Annotated in this window: 16 protein-coding genes; 10 read left to right on the forward strand and 6 right to left on the reverse strand. The window is 58.1% G+C overall.

Annotated features, from left to right (window positions below):
• Positions 1–21: 21 nt before the first annotated feature.
• From ACR0DK_RS17570 to pepN, 3 genes are all read right to left on the reverse strand, one after another.
• Complete coding sequence (locus ACR0DK_RS17570; protein ID WP_170404131.1) at positions 22–1,281, reverse strand: hypothetical protein; 1,260 nt, start codon at positions 1,279–1,281, stop codon at positions 22–24.
• A gap of 126 nt (positions 1,282–1,407) precedes the next feature.
• Positions 1,408–1,836, reverse strand: a complete 429-nt coding sequence (locus tag ACR0DK_RS17575; protein WP_170397141.1) for a hypothetical protein — start codon at positions 1,834–1,836, stop codon at positions 1,408–1,410.
• Positions 1,833–4,385, reverse strand: a complete 2,553-nt coding sequence (gene pepN, locus ACR0DK_RS17580) for an aminopeptidase N (protein WP_223118254.1) — start codon at positions 4,383–4,385, stop codon at positions 1,833–1,835. Before pepN ends, ACR0DK_RS17575 begins: the two co-directional genes overlap by 4 nt.
• A 204-nt stretch (positions 4,386–4,589) precedes the next feature.
• Here pepN and ACR0DK_RS17585 point away from each other — a divergent pair, with 204 nt between their 5' ends.
• The 4 genes from ACR0DK_RS17585 to ACR0DK_RS17600 all read left to right on the forward strand — a co-directional run bounded on the left by ACR0DK_RS17585 (position 4,590) and on the right by ACR0DK_RS17600 (position 9,911).
• The gene (locus ACR0DK_RS17585; RefSeq protein ID WP_223117755.1) at positions 4,590–6,725 is read left to right on the forward strand and encodes a malate synthase G; all 2,136 of its coding nucleotides are present in this window, start codon (positions 4,590–4,592) and stop codon (positions 6,723–6,725) included.
• 81 nt (positions 6,726–6,806) lie between these two features.
• Positions 6,807–7,232: a GlcG/HbpS family heme-binding protein gene (locus tag ACR0DK_RS17590; RefSeq protein WP_170466015.1), complete on the forward strand. Its 426-nt coding sequence runs from the start codon at positions 6,807–6,809 to the stop codon at positions 7,230–7,232.
• A 134-nt stretch (positions 7,233–7,366) separates the two neighbouring features.
• Positions 7,367–8,146, forward strand: a complete 780-nt coding sequence (locus ACR0DK_RS17595) for a gamma-glutamyl-gamma-aminobutyrate hydrolase family protein (RefSeq protein ID WP_170397133.1) — start codon at positions 7,367–7,369, stop codon at positions 8,144–8,146.
• A 403-nt stretch (positions 8,147–8,549) separates the two neighbouring features.
• Positions 8,550–9,911 (forward strand): autotransporter outer membrane beta-barrel domain-containing protein, encoded by a 1,362-nt coding sequence (locus ACR0DK_RS17600; protein WP_480737356.1) that lies wholly within the window; start codon positions 8,550–8,552, stop codon positions 9,909–9,911.
• A gap of 51 nt (positions 9,912–9,962) precedes the next feature.
• Here ACR0DK_RS17600 and ACR0DK_RS17605 read toward each other — a convergent pair whose 3' ends face one another.
• Both ACR0DK_RS17605 and ACR0DK_RS17610 read right to left on the reverse strand, forming a co-directional pair.
• Entirely contained in the window at positions 9,963–12,203 is a 2,241-nt protein-coding gene (locus ACR0DK_RS17605; protein ID WP_480737358.1) for a xanthine dehydrogenase family protein molybdopterin-binding subunit, read from the reverse strand.
• A gap of 3 nt (positions 12,204–12,206) precedes the next feature.
• A complete protein-coding gene (locus ACR0DK_RS17610; RefSeq protein ID WP_480737360.1) occupies positions 12,207–12,671 on the reverse strand; it encodes a (2Fe-2S)-binding protein in 465 nt (154 codons plus the stop codon).
• A 99-nt stretch (positions 12,672–12,770) separates the two neighbouring features.
• Between ACR0DK_RS17610 and ACR0DK_RS17615 the strand changes: the two genes are divergently transcribed.
• Entirely contained in the window at positions 12,771–13,349 is a 579-nt protein-coding gene (locus ACR0DK_RS17615; protein ID WP_170424159.1) for a TetR/AcrR family transcriptional regulator, read from the forward strand.
• Here ACR0DK_RS17615 and kynU read toward each other — a convergent pair.
• The gene (kynU, locus tag ACR0DK_RS17620; protein ID WP_480737363.1) at positions 13,342–14,535 is read right to left on the reverse strand and encodes a kynureninase; all 1,194 of its coding nucleotides are present in this window, start codon (positions 14,533–14,535) and stop codon (positions 13,342–13,344) included. The genes ACR0DK_RS17615 and kynU overlap by 8 nt on opposite strands.
• 196 nt (positions 14,536–14,731) lie before the next feature.
• Here kynU and ACR0DK_RS17625 point away from each other — a divergent pair, with 196 nt between their 5' ends.
• The 5 genes from ACR0DK_RS17625 (at position 14,732) to ACR0DK_RS17645 (ending at position 20,254) form a co-directional block, all read left to right on the forward strand.
• Positions 14,732–15,181, forward strand: coding sequence for a methyltransferase family protein (locus ACR0DK_RS17625; protein WP_170397122.1), 450 nt, complete (start codon positions 14,732–14,734; stop codon positions 15,179–15,181).
• A gap of 132 nt (positions 15,182–15,313) precedes the next feature.
• Positions 15,314–16,885 carry a Re/Si-specific NAD(P)(+) transhydrogenase subunit alpha gene (locus ACR0DK_RS17630; protein WP_170397119.1) on the forward strand — a complete coding sequence of 524 codons (1,572 nt, stop codon included), beginning with the start codon at positions 15,314–15,316 and terminating at the stop codon, positions 16,883–16,885.
• A gap of 13 nt (positions 16,886–16,898) precedes the next feature.
• Positions 16,899–18,353: an NAD(P)(+) transhydrogenase (Re/Si-specific) subunit beta gene (locus ACR0DK_RS17635; RefSeq protein WP_170397117.1), complete on the forward strand. Its 1,455-nt coding sequence runs from the start codon at positions 16,899–16,901 to the stop codon at positions 18,351–18,353.
• Between the two features lie 159 nt (positions 18,354–18,512).
• Positions 18,513–18,869: a VOC family protein gene (locus ACR0DK_RS17640; protein WP_480737365.1), complete on the forward strand. Its 357-nt coding sequence runs from the start codon at positions 18,513–18,515 to the stop codon at positions 18,867–18,869.
• Between the two features lie 107 nt (positions 18,870–18,976).
• The gene (locus tag ACR0DK_RS17645) at positions 18,977–20,254 is read left to right on the forward strand and encodes a DUF3422 family protein (protein WP_170404096.1); all 1,278 of its coding nucleotides are present in this window, start codon (positions 18,977–18,979) and stop codon (positions 20,252–20,254) included.
• The last annotated feature ends 17 nt before the right edge of the window (positions 20,255–20,271 follow it).

Consider the following 20,271-nt stretch of genomic DNA (forward strand, 5'->3'; position numbering starts at 1 on the left):
GGGGCAAGGGGCAATGGCGCTTTAGTTCCCCGAGAACTGCAGCCCCGACGGTGTAAAGGTCACACTCTGCCCACTGCGCAACTCATCCCGCAACAGATTGGCGATTGCCTTCAGCGCATCGCGGCGGCCACGGGCGGCAAAACGCTCGGCCGAGTTGACGCGAAGGCTGTTGTTGAACCCGTTTGCCGCGTGGGCCCAGATCAGCGGATGCAGTTCGGTCATGTGATCGCGGATCAGCCAGTTTGCGGCCTCGCAAATCTGTTTGCGGGCGATATCGGCGCGCGGGTTCTGGCCCATTCTGTTCTGCAATGTGACCGAGCAATAGGCCGCCAGCAGGTTGATTGTCTGCTGATCCGGACGACGTGCAACGATATCGCGCAAACCTTCAAGGAAGTATTCGACATCTACCCGCGCGCAGGCCTCGTCATCCAGCGCGATGGCGTCGAATTGCACCCAGGTATACCCACCCGCACCCCAATTTTTCTGGGTCCGTGCGGCGTTGCGCAAGGCTTGCACTTCAAGTTGTTCATAGCTGCCGAACCAGCGTGGCAGCAGGTGGCTGCCCATCGCGCGCATGTGGCGATGGTTCTGGGGATCCAGCGTGATCAGGGCCTCGTATTTATCAGCAACGCGGGTGCGCGGATCAATGTGTCCTGCCAGCAAGGCGCAATCCGCTGCAGCAATCGCCGGACTGTCGGGCAGCGCAGCGCGGCATTTCGGAAGCAGCGCAGCAGCCCGGTCGAAATGCGCGGCACAACGGGATTGGTGCAGCGCCGGCAGCGTGTCCGGGTGCGCCGTCCCGCGCCAGGCCCACGCCAAATCGATATGGGCCAAGGCAACCACAAGCGTGATCATCGGATCATCGGGATGGTTCTGAATCTCGCCTTCCAATTCCGAGATCCCGCCCAGCAGATCATAGTCTGACAGTGCTTTGCCGTCCGACAGCGCGTGCTCGGCCGCCAAAACCACATCGGACCGGGCCCCAAAGGCCAACAGCTCGGAGATCGGCTGCCCGCAAGGGGTAGCCTTGCGCCCCTCATCTGCAGCGCGCATCTCCAGCGACAGTTCTGCCCACATATCCTGCCGCGCCAGATGGCGGCCACGTTCGATCACCTGATGCCCGATCGCATCATTTTCATCTGATTCTGCGATTGGGATGTTCAACTGCCCCGAGGCGACAAGCCATGCAGTAGCATCGGCGACGGACGCAGGCAGAGGTGTAGGGGTGGGATCAGAAGAACCGACAATACGGGCGGCAAAAGCCTTCAAAGACCAAAACATGGCAAAACTCGAACTGGAACAAACTTGTAACCCGTCCAGTTTGCCAAAAAATCTGCTCAAATCAAGACTGCGTCGCGGAGAACCCGCGATTCAGGTGCCAATGTGGCCCAGACTCCATGAATCGTTTCAGAAAACTCTAAAATGATGTCGTTCGACCGCGAATCCCGCCTGATTCAGGACCATTTCGAATTGCTTGTGTGGCGGCAGTGATTCATCGGGTAAACGCACGCGTTTGTCGGATTTCAGAACCGCTGAGACGCGCACCGAGAAATCCCACCGCGTGTCAAACCGGAATCGATCCACCTCGGACAGCTTGAGTTGTCCCTGACGTTGGCCGGTGTGCCAACGCAGGGTTTCATCGGTCAGCTCCATACCTGCGCTGGTGTCCTTGATGACATCCCACAGCGCGGGCAGGGTAGTCAGGGCCAGAAGCGCCATCAGCCACCAGACCGCGTTCAGCAGGATCATCAAAGCGATCAACATCGCGTAAACGCCGATCAGGATCAGAACCGTTCGCTGATTTCGGTTCTGTCGAGTGAACGTAAACGCGGTCATGCGCCCAAGATGCGCGTGACCATTTCGGTCGTGTCCCGAGACAGGTTCGGCGTGTCGGCAATGCGATTCAGTTGTGCAAGTATTAAGGCCTGACGGTCGGCGTCATAGCGTTTCCAAGTTTGGAACACGCTGCACATCCTGGCGGTGGTCTGCGGGTTTACTGGATCAAGTCGGATCAACCAGTCTGCCAGCAGCGCGTAACCTGCTCCGTTCGCTTGGTGGAAGCCTGCGTGGTTGCCTGCTAGGGATCCCATCAAGGCGCGGAAACGATTTGGGTTTTTCCAATTGAAATCAGCATGCTCGGTCAACTTGTGCGCGGTCTCAACCGATTTTTCCGGTCCGGTCATCAAGACCTGCATGGCGAACCACTTATCCATGACCAGCCGGTCATGCTGCCATTGATCATAGAAGGCGGCCAGCTCACGTTCGCCTTTGCCCGCGCGTAGCAGACAAGACAACGCGGCCAACTGCAGGGTCATGTTGTCAGCACGTGCATATTGCTCTGCGGCCTTGGCACCTCCATCCAGTCTCGAGGTCAGCGCAAGCGCCGCGCTGCCCAAGGCGCGTTTGCCTGATTGATCAGCGTCCGGCTGATAAGGCGCGTCCACCAGCGTTTCACTGTTCAGACGGGGGAGCAGGTCTTGAACGTGTTGCGCCGTGGCTTGACGCAAAGTCTCCACCGCTCGCCAGATCGCCATCGGGTCGGGGGTGATGCCCTTGTCAAATAGTGTTGCGGCCAGTTCCGATTGCGTCGGCAGACCCAGCATCAGTGCCCGGTAGGCCGGGTCCAGCGCCTCATTCCGTAGCACTGCCAGCAAGCCGTCAAGATAGTCGGTATCAGGCGTTGCCTCATCGGTGATCATGCGCAGCAGGGTTTCCTCGGCTAGCGACCGCCCTGCCTGCCAGCGGTTGAACGGGTCGGTGTCATGAGCCAGAAGGAAGGCGCGTTCGGCATTGCTGATCTCATGTTCAAGGATCACAGGGGCCGAGAAATCACGCAGGATCGAGGGCACAGGTTTGGCCGTGAGACCGGTAAAGGTAAAACTCTGCTCGGCTTCGGTCAGTTCCAGCACTTCGGTCGCACGTATCTCGTCCCCGTTTGGACCAAGCAGACCCACAGCGATAGGGATGACCTGAGGTTGCTTGTCCTCTTGTCCCGGCGTCGGCTCGGTCCGTTGGTGCAGCGTCAGGGTATAGGTGCCATCGGTCCAGTCTTCGGCAACTGAGACACGGGGGGTACCGGATTGGCTGTACCAACGTTTGAACTGGGTCAGGTCGAGGCCCGTAGTGTCTTCGAATACTTTCAGCCAATCTTCGATCGTGCAGGCCTGCCCGTCGTGGCGATCGAAGTACAGGTCCAGTGCTTTGCTGTAGGCCTCATCCCCGACCAGCCGTTTCAGCATCCCGATCACCTCGGCGCCTTTTTCATAGACGGTTGAGGTGTAGAAGTTGTTGATTTCCTGAAAGCTTTCGGGGCGGACCGGATGCGAGAGTGGCCCGTTATCTTCGGGGAATTGCCGCGCGCGCAGGTCGATGGCATCGTGGATACGTTTTACAGGAGCCGAGCGCATATCCGAAGTGAACTGCGCGTCGCGGAACACAGTCAGGCCCTCTTTCAGGCACAGCTGGAACCAGTCACGGCAAGTGATGCGGTTGCCGGTCCAGTTGTGGAAGTACTCATGTGCGATGATCGCCTCGATCCGTTCGAAATTCATGTCGGTCGAGGTTTCAGGGCTGGCAAGAACGGCGGAGGAGTTGAAGATGTTCAGCCCCTTGTTCTCCATTGCGCCCATGTTGAAATCGTCCACGGCCACGATGTTGAACACGTCCAGATCGTATTCGCGGCCATAGACATCCTCATCCCATTTCATTGACTTCTTAAGGGCTTCCATGCCAAAGGCGCATTTGCCTTCATCGCCGGGGCGGACCCAGAGATTTAGTTCGACGTCGCGACCGGATTTGGTGGTGAACTGGCCGGGATGGGCGATCAGCTCTCCGGCGACCAGCGCGAACAGATAGGCGGGTTTTGGCCATGGATCGACCCATTCAGCCCAGCCCTCGCCTTTGCCCGAAGGGTTGCCGTTCGATAGCAGCACGGGAAGGTCGCCATTGATGCGCACCGTAAAGGTAGACATCACATCCGGGCGGTCGGGGTAATAGGTGATCTTGCGAAACCCTTCGGCCTCGCATTGGGTGCAATACATGCCGTTCGACATATACAGCCCCTCAAGCGCGGTGTTGTTGCCGGGATCAATCTCGACCACGGCCTCCCACACGAAAGGCGCGTCGGGCACCGTTGCGGTGAGGCCTTCGGCGGTCACTTCAGGCGTGATCACTTCACCATCAATTGCGGCACGGATCAGCTTTAGCTCTTCGCCATGCAGAAAAAACGTGCGGTCGGTCGCCTCGGGGTTCGGGCGGAAGGCGATGCGGGAAGTGACGCGAGTGGCGTGTGCGGCCAGATCGAAGGTCAGATGCACGCTGTCCACTAGAAACCCGAACGGAGTGTAGTCTTTCAGATAAATCGTTGTGGGGGCGGCGTCGCGCATCGGGGGCCTCATCGACTGGGAATCTGGCGCGACGTTATGGGCTTCGCGCGGACGCTGCAACCGATGTGCCATTGCCGCTGTTCATTTGAGACGGTTCGCGCTGGGTCAAATGCCCCTCATGTCGGGACAGAAGTTGCCTATCGGAAACGAACGCCCTAATTGAGGAGCGCATACAATGGCACACAATCGTAGGGGATTCGGAATATGAGCAGCAGAGAGACCCGCAACGGGCTGCAGATTGACCCGGTTCTGGTGGATTTCATCGAACAGAAGGCGCTGCCGGGCACGGAAGTTTCGGCAATTGATTTCTGGGCGGGTCTGGCGCGCTTGGCCAATGAACTTGGGCCGAAAAACCGGGCGCTGCTGGACAAGCGGGCTGACATTCAGGGCCGGATCGATGGCTGGCACGCGGCGCGGCGGGGGTTGCCCATTGACGCGGCTGAATATCAGTCTTTTCTGCGTGAGATTGGGTATCTGGTAGAGGAAGGCGACGATTTCGAGATCGAGACAGCCAGTGTCGACCCTGAAATCGCGCTAATCCCCGGACCGCAATTGGTAGTGCCGATCACCAACGCGCGCTTTGCGTTGAATGCCGCAAATGCGCGCTGGGGCAGTTTATATGATGCGCTTTATGGAACAGATGCGTTAGGCGATCTGCCGACAGGCAAGGCTTATGACGCCGGGCGCGGTGCGCGGGTCATCGCCTGGGCCAAGGCGTTCCTGGATGAGGCTGTGCCGCTATCCGAAGGGTCCTGGGCGGAGGTCTCCGGGTTAAGCGTTAGGGACGGTGCGCTGATACCGAAGCTCGCCGACCCGTCTCAGTTCGCAGGCTACGCTGGCGCAGCTGAAGCACCGGAGTTTGTATTGCTGAGCAACAACGGGTTGCACATTCAAGTCAGGATTGATGCGCATAGCACAATTGGTGCCACCGATCCTGCAGGTATTTCTGATGTCCGTTTGGAATCCGCGCTTTCGACCATCATGGATTGCGAGGATTCTGTTGCTTGTGTCGACGCGACCGACAAGGTGTTGGCCTATGGAAACTGGCTTGGCCTGATGGACGGAAACCTGACCGAAGAGGTTACGAAAGGCGGCACAACCTTCACGCGCAAACTTGCTGGGGATTTGGCCTACAGGGCTCCGAATGGCACGCCAGCCAGCCTGAAAGGTCGGTCGCTGATGCTGGTGCGAAATGTGGGCCATCTAATGACGAACCCCGCAGTGCTGGATGCCGAAGGGCGCGAGATTGGTGAAGGTTTGATGGACGCGCTCTGCACAACGCTGATCGCCATGCATGACCTGAAGCGCGAGGGCGGGAACTCGGTCAGGGGGTCTGTCTATGTGGTCAAACCCAAGATGCACGGGCCCGAGGAAGTGGCGTTTTCGGTCGAGATTTTCGACATGGTCGAGGATATCCTGGGCCTGCCGCGCAATACGGTGAAGCTGGGCATTATGGATGAAGAGCGGCGCACATCGGCCAACCTCAAGGAATGCATTCGGGCCGCAAAATCGCGCGTCGCCTTTATCAATACCGGATTCCTGGATCGGACGGGGGATGAGATTCATACTTCTATGGAAGCAGGCCCGATGCTGCCGAAGGGCGATATCAAGGATACGCCATGGATTGCGTCTTACGAGGATCGCAATGTGGATATCGGACTGGTCTGCGGCCTGAAAGGCAGAGCGCAAATTGGCAAGGGTATGTGGGCCATGCCCGATCGGATGGCGGACATGCTGGCGACCAAGATCGGCCACCCGCAAACCGGTGCAACCTGCGCCTGGGTGCCGTCACCTACTGCGGCAACGCTTCATGCAACCCACTATCACAAGATCGATGTGTTGGCGCGCCAGGATGAATTGGCCGCTGGCGGGGCTCGGGGTACGTTGAATGATCTGCTGACCATACCTCTGCTGGGCGGGCGTAATCTCAGCGCTGGTGAGATCACCCGTGAGATCGAAAACAACGCACAAGGAATCTTGGGTTATGTTGTGCGCTGGATTGATCAGGGTGTTGGCTGCTCGAAAGTTCCGGATATCAACGACATAGGACTGATGGAGGACCGCGCAACCTGTCGGATTTCTTCGCAGGCGCTGGCCAACTGGTTGCATCACGATGTGGTCAGTCAGGAACAGGTGATGGCGGCGATGCAGAAAATGGCCGCGGTAGTGGACCGTCAGAACGAAGGAGACCCGGCCTACAGGCCCATGGCACCGGGTTTTGACGGGGTGGCGTTTCAGGCGGCTTGTGATCTGGTGTTCCGGGGGCGGGTGCAGCCCTCGGGTTATACCGAGCCTGTGCTGCACGCCCGTCGCCTGGAACTGAAGGCAAGTTTGAGCTAGGGGCAAGGGCAGGAACGAGGGGGCTGTCTGCCCCCTCGTGCTCCCCCGAAGGTATTTTTGGCCAGATGAAAAGGATCGGGCATGAACATTTCATTGCGCAAAGCGCGGACCATCATTCGTAAAGCTCTGGAAAAAGGGCGCGAGATGGAGCTGAAACCGCTCTCGGTTGTTGTCCTGGACGCCGGAGGCCACGTGATCTCGTTCGAACGCGAAGATGGCGCCGCGCCGGGGCGTTTTGCAATCGCACATGGCAAGGCTTACGGATCGGTAATGCTAGGTATGGCGGGGACCGCGCAGATGCAGCGGGCCGAAGGGCAGGCCTATTTCATGGCGGCCGTGAACGGGGTTTATGGCGGTCAGGTTGTTCCGGTTCCTGGCGGTGTGCTGCTGCGTGACCGCAAGGGTGCGGTGGTTGGTGCCGTAGGTGTAACCGGCGACACTTCGGATAATGACGCAGCGGCCGCGTTGGCAGGTATCGAAGCCGCTGGGTTGACGGGCGAGATCTGACCCCTTTATCGAACTTCATCAGGGATGTGCGTCGCTGAACACGCGCTTGCGCTACCATGCAGGGTCTGTGCCGTTGCGCGCGGCCAAACCTGCCGATAGGTTTTGCAGGAAATGAGCGATACAAGGGACTTGGAATGGCGCGCCCCGTCGTTGGAATAATCGGCAACTCTTATCTGATGAATGATCAGTATCCGACCCATGCGGGCGGAACGATGAATTCCGAGGCGGTCTCGAACGTGTCTGACTGTCTGCCGCTACTGATCCCCGCCGACCCGCGTTATGTAGCGGTTGATGAGTTGCTCGAGGTTTGCGACGGCTTCCTGCTGACCGGCGGCCGTCCGAACGTTCACCCCGAAGAATATGGCGAGCCCGCAACCGAGGCGCATGGTGAGTTTGACCGCGCGCGGGATGCAATCACGCTGCCTCTGATCCGGGCCTGTGCCGAGCGGGGTCAGCCGTTCTTTGGGATTTGTCGCGGGTTTCAAGAAGTAAACGTCGCCTTGGGTGGTACGCTCTACCCTGAGATTCGTGACCTCCCGGGGCGTCAGAACCACCGGATGCCACCCGACGGCACTTTGGAGGAGAAGTTTGCTCTGCGCCATGTCGTGTCGCTAACCGAAGGTGGTGTGTTCCACCGCCTGCTGGGCGCGGCCGAAGTGATGACCAATACGTTACACGGACAAGGGATCAAGACGCTGGGCGAGAATGTGGTGATCGATGGCCACGCGCCTGATGGCACGCCCGAGGCGATCTATGTCGAGGATGCCCCCGGCTTTACCCTTTCGGTCCAATGGCACCCTGAATGGGACGCGGCGAATGACCCTGTTTCGCGGCCATTGTTCAAGGAATTTGGTCGCGCCGTATACGATTGGAAAAACGCGAAAACGGTCGGGGCGATCCGGCAGTCTGCTTAGTCACGCTAATCTGTCGATGGATCGTTCTAAGGTTTGCCGGCAACATTCGAATAAAAAGATAATTGGATATCTTCCCTGAACCGCGAATTTGCGCCGAGATACCCTTGGCCATATTCAAATCTGACTGGGTTCGGAGCAGTTCATGCACAGCTTTTCAGGAAAGTACCCTCGCGGTTTAAGAGAATTCGTTCCTGCGGCACTTTTTTTGGCGGTCCTGGGAACTGCTGGGCATGCGCAACAATGCAGCTCGGCCGGAGACCTGCTTTACATCGGGCGAACACCTGACTCTTCATCCTCATTGTGGTTATCGCAGACGGAAAGCGGTGCTTTTCGTCTGGAAGCTGCACAGGGCAACACGACCGTTGATACCTGGAGCCGATCTCGGCCCGGAGTTCATCTAAGCTTGTCTCCCTTCGTATCTAATGGATCAGGGGGCGTTCATCGTCTGTTCAAACGCGGAGGGGCACCAAATGGGCGCGACTGTCTGATCGATACGCAAAACCAAAAAAGAGATTGGACGCTGCCGGGTTGGGGTGGTGGCAATGGTGGCGGCGGGGGAGGAAACGGAGGCGGCTCGGGTGGATCCGGCGGTGGCTCTGGCGGTGGCTCTGGGGGCGGCGGCTCGGGTGGATCAGGTGGCGGATTCGGAGGCGGGGGCGGCTTTGGAGGCGGCGGTTCCGGTGGTGGCTTCGGCGGTGGCGGCGGCTCGGGCGGATCCGGTGGTGGCTCTGGTGGCGGATCCGGTGGTGGCTCTGGTGGCGGTTCTGGTGGTGGCTCTGGTGGCGGTTCCGGAGGGTCGGGCGGTGGAATTGGCAACATAGGCGAGACAGGTCGACCCGTTAATCCGCTCTACGTAAGTGGGCGACCTTCGGGCGATGATCAAGCCTGCGTGGCGGATGCGACGGGTAAGCTTGACCCTGCCTTGTGCGATCCGGTTGTCGGCCCTCCGCTGACGGAGGGGCGCGAGTTTGGGCCAGAATCTGTTTGGAATGTATGGACCAATTTCACCTACACAGACATTGAAGACACCCGTGGAAACAGCGAACTGGATGTGAACGACAGCTTTTTCGAAATTGGAATCGACCGTCTTGTCCAAGAAAACCTCGTGCTTGGTTTGCAGCTTGAATACGAAAACACCCAGCTGGACGGCTTTCAGGGGCAGTTTTCTCAGGATACTTCGGGATTCGCGATCGGACCCTATTTCGCCTGGCGGATGTCTGAGAGGTGGGTTCTAAACGGTCTCGCCACGGTCGGTCGCTTCTCCACGGATGTGGATGTGCTGGAGCTGAGCGGTGATTTTGATCGCACCCGTTGGCGCGCGAATCTCGAGGCAATCGGACAATATGAGGCTGGAGCTTACTTAATTCGTCCGTCGATCTCGTTTGATTACTATAATTACAGTGCCGAGGATTACGATCTCACCGGGACGTATCTGGGAAATCCAGCCGAGTTTATTGGTGAAATCCAAGAAGCAAAATACAGTGCCCTAACGCCCGAGGTCGAAGTAAGTCGTCCGTTCTTCAATGGCAGCTCCGTCATCTCACCTTATGCATCGCTCAGCGCGACCTATTGGTTTGAACGCGAGAACTTAGGGGGTGGAACAGTTGCAAACACTGACAATGATGTTGTTTGGTCAACCCGTTTGGGTGTGAGAGGACGCACAAGCAAGACGGTGTTTCTGGAGGCTTCAATCGGATATCTCGACATGTTCGAAAGTGATTTTGAAGCGACGGAAGCTGCAATCTTTCTCTCTGTCAACTTCTAAGGCCATCAGGAAGAGCGAGCGCCGACCCAGAGCCGGGTCGGCGCAAATTGATCATACGAGCAAGTCGAACTGCTTGTTCAGCGGCAAGCTGCGCGTGCGTTGGCCGGTCAGGTCGAACAGCGCGTTGCCCAAAGCGGGCATCGACGGCGGTGTTCCCGGTTCACCGACACCGCCCAGATGTTTGTTGGTCTCGAGTATCCGGACTTCCGTGATCGGTGTGCTTTGCATCCGTAACGCATCATAATCCGGGAAATTATACTGTTCGACCTCGCCATCGGCAAAGGTGATCTCTTCTTGAGCGGCGGCAGACAATCCGTAGATCATGCCGCCGATCATCTGCGCTTCGACTGTCGCCGGATCCAAAGCCAAGCCGACATCGCAGGCGATCCAGGCCTTGTTGATGCGGATGGTGCCGTCATCGTCAACCACTTCGATCACCTGTGCGACCAGAGTGCCAAAGCTGTAGGCCATTGCCACGCCACGTCCGACACCATCGGGGGTTTTGCCGGTCCAGCCTGACATCTCTTTCACGGCCTCCAGGCACCTCGCAGCCGGGGCGAACTCGGACCTTGCCAACTCCAGCCGGAACTCCAGCGGGTCGCGCCCGGCGGCATGGGCCATTTCATCCAGGAAGGTCTCGTGGAAGAAGGCATTATGGCTGTTGCCGACCGAGCGCCAGAAGCCCACCGGCACGGACAGATCGGCGACATGACCGCTCATGCGGTAGTTGGGCACCGCGTAGGGCTGGTTAAAAAATCCCTCAACCAGAACCTTGTCGGGGCCACCGCCTGAGAAACCCGTAACACGTTCAACCGCCTGATGGGTCGGCGATTGCGAGGCGACCTTGCCGTCGATCAGAACGGCCTTGCCATCCTTCACTGCCCCTCGCATGCGCGCCATCGCGCCGGGGCGGTAGAAATCGTGACGCATATCCTCTTCGCGGCTCCACGTCGTTTGCACAGGGGTGCCTGGAATGGCCATGGCGACCTTTGTGGCGATCTCGCCGAAATCCAACTCGCCCCGGCGGCCGAAACCGCCGCCCAGATAGGTGGTGTGAATCTCAACCGCTTCGGTATCTAGACCGGCGGTGTTGGCTGCGCGGATCTGGATCAGGGTCGGGGCCTGATTGCCGCACCACAGGTCCAGCTTGTTACTGGTATAGAGCGCCGTGGCGTTCATCGGTTCCATTGTGGCGTGGGCCAGATAGGGCACGGTATATTCTGCCGTAATCTCGGTGGCACCTTCAGGAAGCGTTTCGACATCGCCTTCATCGCGCATGGTCGAGTTCGGGGCGTCATCAAACGCTTTGGCAATTTGCGCGAATACCGCATCAGTATCGGGCGGATAGGGGGCATCGCCCCAATCCACGTCAATCGCCTCGACCGCCTGCATGGCAAGCCAAGTGTTGTTGGCAATCACCGCGACGCCCGTGCCCAGATCGACGATCTTTTCAACGCCGGGCATGGCTTCTGCAGCACTGGCGTCAAAGCCGTTCATTGCCCCGCCCAGCTTGGGGTTCATGCGGACCGAGGCGAATTTCAGGCCCTCTGGCCTTACATCGATGCCAAAGGTGGCGGTGCCGGTGGATTTGCCCGGAATGTCGACGCGGGGCAGGGATTTGCCGATCAAACGCCATTCGGACGGATCACGCAGGGAAACCTCGGGCGGTTCGATCTGGCCTGCGGCCTCGGCCAGTTCGCTATAGGGAATGCGCGTGCCATCCGGGGCAACCACAGCACCATTTTCGGTCATGAGTTGATCGCGATCGACCCCCAGTTGGTCCGCGGCAGCCTGCTTCAAGGTTTCTCGCGCAGTAGCGCCGGCCATCCGCATCCGTTCGAACCCGTCTTTCATCGAGGTTGAGCCGCCGGTAACCTGCAGGCTTAACGTTTTGCCCAGAACACCCAGTGCCTCACCCAGATTGTGCTGGAAATCCGAGATGTCATAGCCCTTGCCTGGCAGGCTTTCCCCCATAAGAGCATGGTTGTAATAGGCGGCAGCAGCAGGTCCGTGCAGCACACGGATTTCGTCCAGCTCAACATCCAGCTCCTCGGCGATCAGTGCTGCCCAGGTGGTCATAACGCCCTGACCCATTTCAGCGCGGGGGGCGAACAGGGTCACGCCCTGCTGGTCGATCAGAACAAAGGGGCTAAGCGCGGTTTCCCCGTCACGCGGTTTCAGCGGGTTCGCAGCTGGACGCGTGACGTAGTAGGCACCGAAGGCCACTCCACCTACGATGGCGGCAGATCCGATCAGGAATGTGCGGCGAACGATTTTACCGATACGTCCCATGGCTCAAGCCTCCTTCAACTTGGCAGCGGCATCATGGATGGCCGCGCGGATGCGAGGATAGGTGCCACAGCGGCAAAGGTTGCCTTGCATCGCATCGTCGATGTCTGCGTCCGTTGGGGCCGGGTTTTCAGCCAGTAGCGATGCGGCCTGCATGATCTGGCCCGACTGGCAGTAACCACATTGGGCCACTTGGTGGTCAACCCAGGCCTTCTGGATCGTTGCCATGGCGTCAGGCGTGCCAAGCCCCTCGATCGTGGTGACATCACCCCAAACATCCGAGAGCGCTACCTGGCAGGACCGCACGGCCTCACCATCAATATGAACGGTGCAGGCACCGCAGGCAGCCACACCACAGCCGAACTTGGTACCGGTTAGTCCAACCTCATCACGCAGAACCCATAACAAGGGCACATCATCAGGCAGATCAACCTGATGGGTCTTTCCGTTGATCTTAAGGGCCGTCGCCATGGCGCACCTCTCTTAGCTTTGGCTGGTTTCTGACATAATTAATGAAAAGTGTCAGCTTGTCAATTGACAAAATGAACAAGAAGTGTCAGAGGTTCTCGCATGACGAGTGTAAGTGAAGATTCCAAGACAGCGGCCATTCTGAAATCGGCATTTCAGGCCTTTGCGACCTATGGGTTTAAGAAAACTTCGATGGATGACATTGCCAAAGGGGCAGGGATGTCCCGGCCTGCGGTCTATCTGCATTTCAAGAATAAAGAGGCCATCGTTCGCGAACTGACGCAGTTTTATTATGGCGAGAAAGTTACCCTAGTCGCTGAAGCCTTGGCCAGCGAAGGTCCTTTGCCTCAGATCCTCGCTCAGGCGATCGAGGCGCAATCAAACGGGATGGCTGAAATTTTGGCCTCACCTCATGGGCTTGAAATGCTGGACGCGACCAAATCCATGTCGACGGATATCGTTCAGGAGGGTGAGGCCAAATTGACGCAACTTTACGCCGAATGGTTACGGCGCGAGGATGCGGCAGGTCGCGCGCATTTGCCTGTCGGCCCGGATGAGGCCGCAAAGACAATCACCACATCGCTGAAGGGCGTCAAGATGACGGCCTCCAGCGCTGAAGAGTTCGAACAAGGCATTTCGCAATTGGCCACGCTTTTGGGCGCGGCGCTTGAGGTCAGGTGACGCGCTGACGGATTTTGTATTCCGGTTTGTCCCACAGCTTGTTGGTTATGATATCGGCCAGAATTTGGGCGGCCTGTTCTACATCCCCTTCATCGACATATAGCGGTGTGAAGCCAAACCGCATGATATCGGGCGCTCGGAAATCGCCGATCACGCCACGCGCGATCAAAGCCTGCATGGCAGCGTATCCTTCATCAAAATGAAACGATACTTGACTTCCGCGCTGGGCTGGATCGCGGGGGCTTGCGAGTGTCAATCCCGGGCAGGTAGCCTCAACCCGGGTTATGAACAATTCGGTCAATTCGATTGACTTGGCGCGCACATCGGCCATTTTAGCCATGTCCCAGATATCCATCGCTGCCGACAGCGCTGCCATCTGAATGACCGGAGGGGTTCCGACCCGCATCCTCTCTATTCCCGCGCCGGGGCGATAGTCGAGATCGAAGGCAAAGGGGGCTTCATGCCCCAACCAGCCCGAAAGCGCCGGGCGCACGCGATCCGACAGACGCGGAGCGACATAGACGAACGCTGGCGCACCGGGACCGCCATTGAGGTACTTATACGTGCAGCCAACAGCGAAATCCGCGTTGCAACCGGACAGATCGACCGGGATTGCCCCCGCAGAATGGGCAAGGTCCCAGACGGTCACGACACCGTTCGCGTGGGCCAGTTCGGTCAAAGCCTTCATGTCATGCATACGGCCGGAACGATAATCGACCTCGGTCAGCATCAGAACGGCGACCTCTTCGGTGATATGTGCAGCGACGTTTTCGGGATCGACCACGCGCAGTTCATAATCCGTCCCCAGTGATCGCAACAGCCCATCTGCCATGTAAAGATCCGACGGGAAGTTGCCGTTGTCCGACAGGACGACCTTGCGGGTCGGGTTCAGTTCCAGCGCTGAGGCGACCGCCTGATAAACCTTGATCGACAGAGTATCGCCCACCACGACGCTGCCGGGCTCTGCCCCGATCAGCCGTCCGATCCGATCCCCCAGGCCGGTCGGCATACCCATCCACCCGGCTTTGTTCCAGCCGGTGATCAGCAACTGACCCCATTCGTCCTTCATCATGCTTCCTACACGGTCACCGGCTGATTTCGGCAACGGGCCCAGAGAGTTACCGTCGAGATAAAGAATGCCCTCGGGCAGGTGAAACATGGATTTGGTTTTGGCGAAATCGGTCATGGCGAGGCTTTGTCTTTCTGAAACAGTCAGGTTGTAACTGGCTATCTGATCCCGTTGTGTCTGTCTATTGGTGCGGGTTGTCCAGCGCCCTGGGTCGATGCGACACCCTGCGCTTTTGCCAATGCGGTCAGAAAACGATAGGAGAGCGATCAGAAGCGACATCTGCCACCATGTGTCGCCGCGTGAAGGGACAGCCATGCGCCTGATCGACATACCACCTGTTTGGCTTGTGGGCTTTGCCTTGCTCGCCTGGGTCCAGGCGCGCGTGTTGCCGCTGGGGTTGTCTCTGGATGGAGCGGTGACAGATCTGCTCAGCGGCATACTGATCGGTGGCGGTATCATTCTGGCCGTGATGGCGGTGATTGAGTTCCGCCGGCACAAAACCACGGTCTTTCCGCACGAAACACCCTCGACCATGGTGCAGACCGGGATTTATAAGCGCAGCCGCAATCCTATCTATGTGGGCGATGTGCTAATCCTGACCGGGCTGATCCTGCGTTTTGACGCGGTGTTGTCGCTGGTGCTGATCCCGGTTTTTGTCTGGGTGCTGGAACGCCGCTTTATCATACCCGAGGAAGACCGTCTGCGCCGCACATTCCGCGCCGATTTCGCCCGGTATGAACGCAAGACCAGACGATGGATATAAGGGTGTGGTCATCATGACACAGCGTCATAATTGCTGCGCTTGCGAAATAATCTTGCGCAGGATACATGTCTGCTTGTCATTCTATGCTGAACACCCACCTGGCCTGAATCAAAAATTAGGGGGAACCGACTGGTGAAAATTGGGACGCCAAAGGAAACGTACAAGGGCGAGAACCGGGTCGCGATGACTCCGGACTCGGCTGTGCAGTTGCAGAAACTGGGCTATGAGTGCCTGATCGAAAAGGGCGCAGGCGCTGCTGCGGGGTTTTCGGACGCCGCTTATGAAGCCGCAGGCGTTGAGGTCATGAAGACCGCCGCCTCGCTTTGGAAGGCGGCGGATATTATTGCCAAGGTGCGTCAGCCCGATGCCACCGAACTGAAGCGTCTGACCAAGGATAAGACCCTGATTTCCTTCTTTAACCCGGCTGGGAATGAAGATGGGATGGAGGCCGCCAAATCCAAGGGCGCGACCGTGATCGCGATGGAGATGGTCCCGCGTATCTCGCGCGCGCAGAAGATGGACGCGCTGTCTTCGATGGCCAATATCGCCGGGTACCGTGCTGTGATCGAGGCAGGCAACAACTTTGGCCGTTTCTTCACCGGTCAGGTGACGGCGGCCGGTAAGGTGCCGCCTGCCAAGGTGCTGATCGTTGGTGCTGGTGTGGCTGGTCTGGCCGCGATTGGGACCTCAACCTCGCTGGGTGCGATCACCTATGCGTTCGACGTGCGCCCCGAAGTGGCCGAGCAGGTCGAATCCATGGGGGCTGAGTTCGTCTATCTGGATTTTGAAGAAGAACAGCAGGACGGTGCATCGACTGGCGGCTACGCATCGGTCCAGTCGGAAGAATTCCGCAACGCCCAGCTTGCCAAGTTCCGGGAACTGGCACCCGAGATGGACATCGTCATTACCACGGCGCTGATCCCCAACCGTGAGGCACCTGAGCTTTGGACCAAAGATATGGTCGAGAGCATGAAGCCGGGTTCGGTCATCGTTGACCTTGCAGCGGAAAAGGGCGGTAACTGTAAACTGACGGTGCCGGATGAGAAGATCGTGACCGACAATGGCGTGACCATTATCGGCTATACCGACTTCCCCAGCCGGATGGCGGCGCAGTCATCGTCTCTGTACGCGACCAATATCCGTCACATGATGGCTGACCTGACACCCGAGAAGGACGGCAAGGTCAATCACGACATGGAAGATGACGTGATCCGTGGCGCGACCGTGACCCATGAGGGCGAGATCACCTTCCCGCCACCTCCGCCCAAGGTGCAGGCGATTGCGGCACAGCCTAAGGCCGAGGTCAAGGAACTGACACCAGAAGAGAAAAGGGCGCAGGAAATCGCGGCCTTCAAAGCGCAGACCAAGCAACAGTTCACGTTGCTGGGCGTCGGCGGTGCGTTGATGTTGCTGGTGGGGTTGATCGCTCCGGCCAGCTTCATGCAGCATTTCATCGTCTTTGTGCTGGCGATCTTTGTGGGCTTCCAGGTGATCTGGAATGTCAGCCATAGCTTGCACACACCACTGATGGCGATCACCAACGCGATCTCGTCGATCATTATCGTTGGAGCCTTGATGCAGATCGGATCGGGGTCGTTCCTGGTCATTCTGCTGGCGGCGCTGTCAGTCTTCATGGCCGGAATCAACATCTTCGGCGGCTTCCTCGTAACCCGGCGCATGCTCGCCATGTTCCAGAAATCTTAAGGAGGCCGGGCACATGGAATTTGGCTTCACTACTGCCGCCTATGTCGTTGCGGCTGTCCTTTTCATCCTGTCTCTGGGTGGATTGTCGAACCAGGAAAGCGCCAAGCGGGCGGTCTGGTATGGCATTGTTGGTATGGCGCTGGCGGTTTTTGCCACGCTGGTTGGTCCGGGTTCAGGCTTGTGGCTGCTGTCGTTGCTGCTGATCGCGGGCGGTGGTCTGATCGGTCAGTACGTGGCGCAACGCGTGCAGATGACCGAGATGCCGCAGCTTGTGGCCGCGATGCATTCGCTGGTGGGTCTCGCGGCTGTGTTCGTGGGATTCAATGCCCATTTCGAGATCGGCAATGTGGCGCAAGTCATGGCGATTGCTGACAGCGCGTCTCAGGCGGACCTGTCCGATCTGGGGGCGTTCGCCAAGCTGATCGCCAAGAAGACCGCGGCCGAACTGGCGATCCTGCATGTTGAGCTGTTCCTCGGTATCTTCATCGGTGCGATCACCTTTACTGGATCGGTCGTGGCTTATGGCAAGTTGGCGGGCAAGGTGACCTCGGCGGCGACCAAGCTTCCGGGCGGTCATGCTCTGAACGCGGGTGCGGCTGCTTTGTCGTTCATCTGCCTGATCTGGTACACCAATTCGGGCGGTTTCTTCCCGCTGTTCCTGATGACGCTGGCAGCGCTGTTCATCGGCTATCACCTGATCATGGGCATCGGCGGGGCCGACATGCCGGTGGTTGTATCGATGCTGAACAGCTATTCGGGTTGGGCGGCTGCGGCCATCGGCTTCTCGCTAGGCAACGACCTGCTGATCGTGGTTGGTGCATTGGTGGGCTCGTCTGGTGCAATCCTGTCCTACATCATGTGTAAGGCGATGAACCGTCACTTTGTCAGCGTAATTCTGGGCGGCTTTGGTGGCCCGCAGGGCGAACAGATGGCTGTTGAGGGTGAACAGATCGCCATCGAGGCAGATGGTGTCGCGGCGGCGCTGAATGATGCAGATAGTATCGTCATCATTCCCGGCTATGGCATGGCCGTGGCGCAGGCGCAGCAATCGGTGTCCGAGCTGGTTCGCAAGCTGCGCGCCAAGGGCAAGAACGTGCGCTTTGCGATCCACCCCGTTGCCGGTCGTCTGCCGGGCCACATGAACGTGCTGCTGGCCGAGGCGAAGGTACCGTATGACATTGTTCTTGAGATGGACGAGATCAACGACGACTTCCCGGATACGGATGTGGCGATCGTGATTGGCTCGAACGATATCGTGAACCCTGCGGCGCAGGAAGACCCGAACAGCCCCATCGCCGGGATGCCGGTGTTGGAATGCTGGAAAGCCAAGCAGGTGTTTGTGTCCAAGCGTGGTCAGGGCACCGGATATTCGGGTATCGAGAACCCGCTGTTCTTCAAGGAGAACACCCGCATGTTCTATGGCGACGCCAAGGCTTCGCTCGACAAGCTGCTGCCCATGATCGATTGATCAGAAGGGACAATCTGATTGAAAAGGGCGCCTGAGGGCGCCCTTTTCTTTTGTGATGAGATGGGGGCTCGCCTCCAACCCCCTCAAGGATTTTTAGCCATATGAAGCAAGCGGGCTGTGTTAAACTTGGCGAGTGTTCGGGATAGTCGGAGGCAGACCATGCAGAAGGTAAATGGAATTGGCGGGATATTCTTTCGGGCCCGTGATCCGCAGGCGTTGAGTGCTTGGTATGAGAAGCATTTGGGCGTCAATCACTACGATCCTGTGCCCTGGAAGCAGCGGGAAGGATATACGGTGTTCGCACCCTTTGCGCAGGACACCGAGTATTTTGGCCGCTCCGAGCAGCAGTGGATGATCAATTTTCGAGTTGATGACCTGAGCGCGTTGATCGACCAACTAAAGATCGCCGGAATCATCGTCGAGACGAACCCGGAGTGGGACAGCGAGGTCGGGAAATTCGCCCGCATCCACGATCCTGAAGGCAATCCCATCGAGCTATGGGAGCCGAATCAATAAGATAGCGGGATTGTATACCGTTGTATCCTTGTAAGTAATTGAAATAAATAAACAATTGATGTTGTGTCGGTCTGCCTTATAGTGCCGGTGATACACCGGAGCCTTACATGACGCCCATAGACAATCATCCGCTTCGCTATACGCTGGCCAATGAACTGCATGCACGCCCATTTCCGGTTGCACCCTTACCCAGCACGGTTGTGTTTCTGGCGATCAAGAAGCCCAAAGAAGCGGTTACGCGCGATCGTGGCGAGGATATGGCCCACCTGATCAATCTGCTGGATCGCCACGGCGCGCAGCACCCTCAGCCAGAAGCCACTCACTACGCGGGTCAGATCGGGCGTCATTGGCTGAAATGGGAACAACATACCGAGTTTGTGACCTATACCGCGATCACTCCGAACGTCAGTGAACGTGCATTCAATCCGGCAGACTTTGAGGTGTTTCCTCCAGACTGGTTGATGGCGAGCCCGGGGCAGCGGGTGACATCGGCCTTAATTCGCGTCGTCGAATACGAGGGAGATGAGGCGGCAAAGGCTTCGCTGGCTCAGTGGTTCGAGCCGGAAAGCCTAGCAGTGGCGCGGGTGCTGGATGATGCTGCGATCTGCGCTTGTGATTTCCGAATTGATCCGGCGGGGCATATGCGGCTTGCGATGTTTGTCAAGAAAGGCACCGGGCGGCGGCGGACCGGGCGGATCGTTCAGCGGCTGTGCGAGATTGAGACCTACAAGGCAATGTCGATGCTGGGATTTGCACGGGTCAAGCAACTGATGCCGCGCATCGGCGAACTGGATGGTCAATTGACCCGCCTGATGGGGCAGATGTCCGATGAAACAGCGCACCCAGACGAATTGTTGCCGGATCTTCTGTCTACCTCGATCGAGCTTGAGACACTTTCGGCACGGTGTTCTTTTCGGTTCGGCGCCACGGGTGCCTATGAGGCGATTGTCAATCAGCGCATCGAAGTGTTGCGTGAACAAAGATTCAATGGACGTCAGAGTTTTGCCGATTTCATGATGCGTCGTTATGACCCCGCGATGCGGACGGTTAAATCAACCGAGCGACGTTTGCAGGCCTTGTCCGACAGGGCTATTCGCGCCGGCGACCTGTTGCGTACCCGTGTCGATGTCGAACGCAGCGCTCAAAATCAGGCTCTGCTGGAAAGCATGGACCGGCGTGCTGATCTGGCCCTTAGATTGCAGCACACAGTCGAGGGATTATCTGTGGTGGCGATCAGCTACTATGCGGTGTCTCTGGTCAGCTACTTGCTCTACCCACTGACGCAGGCCGGTATTAGCAAAGGGATGCTGACGGCAATTGTGACCGTGCCTGTCATCCTTGCCGTTTGGTTCGGGGTGCGCCAGATCCGGAAGCGAATTGAATAAGCGGTCTATGCCGGGCG

It is taken from the genome of Ruegeria sp. CE6, assembly GCF_056537485.1.

Bases quoted from the DNA above. Each gene is read 5' to 3' on its own strand.
- ACR0DK_RS17570 (WP_170404131.1), bottom strand. From the start codon at position 1,281: ATGTTTTGGTCTTTGAAGGCTTTTGCCGCCCGTATTGTCGGTTCTTCT.
- ACR0DK_RS17575 (WP_170397141.1), bottom strand. From the start codon at position 1,836: ATGACCGCGTTTACGTTCACTCGACAGAACCGAAATCAGCGAACGGTT.
- pepN (WP_223118254.1), bottom strand. From the start codon at position 4,385: ATGCGCGACGCCGCCCCCACAACGATTTATCTGAAAGACTACACTCCG.
- ACR0DK_RS17585 (WP_223117755.1), top strand. From the start codon at position 4,590: ATGAGCAGCAGAGAGACCCGCAACGGGCTGCAGATTGACCCGGTTCTG.
- ACR0DK_RS17590 (WP_170466015.1), top strand. From the start codon at position 6,807: ATGAACATTTCATTGCGCAAAGCGCGGACCATCATTCGTAAAGCTCTG.
- ACR0DK_RS17595 (WP_170397133.1), top strand. From the start codon at position 7,367: ATGGCGCGCCCCGTCGTTGGAATAATCGGCAACTCTTATCTGATGAAT.
- ACR0DK_RS17605 (WP_480737358.1), bottom strand. From the start codon at position 12,203: ATGGGACGTATCGGTAAAATCGTTCGCCGCACATTCCTGATCGGATCT.
- ACR0DK_RS17610 (WP_480737360.1), bottom strand. From the start codon at position 12,671: ATGGCGACGGCCCTTAAGATCAACGGAAAGACCCATCAGGTTGATCTG.
- ACR0DK_RS17615 (WP_170424159.1), top strand. From the start codon at position 12,771: ATGACGAGTGTAAGTGAAGATTCCAAGACAGCGGCCATTCTGAAATCG.
- kynU (WP_480737363.1), bottom strand. From the start codon at position 14,535: ATGACCGATTTCGCCAAAACCAAATCCATGTTTCACCTGCCCGAGGGC.
- ACR0DK_RS17625 (WP_170397122.1), top strand. From the start codon at position 14,732: ATGCGCCTGATCGACATACCACCTGTTTGGCTTGTGGGCTTTGCCTTG.
- ACR0DK_RS17635 (WP_170397117.1), top strand. From the start codon at position 16,899: ATGGAATTTGGCTTCACTACTGCCGCCTATGTCGTTGCGGCTGTCCTT.
- ACR0DK_RS17640 (WP_480737365.1), top strand. From the start codon at position 18,513: ATGCAGAAGGTAAATGGAATTGGCGGGATATTCTTTCGGGCCCGTGAT.
- ACR0DK_RS17645 (WP_170404096.1), top strand. From the start codon at position 18,977: ATGACGCCCATAGACAATCATCCGCTTCGCTATACGCTGGCCAATGAA.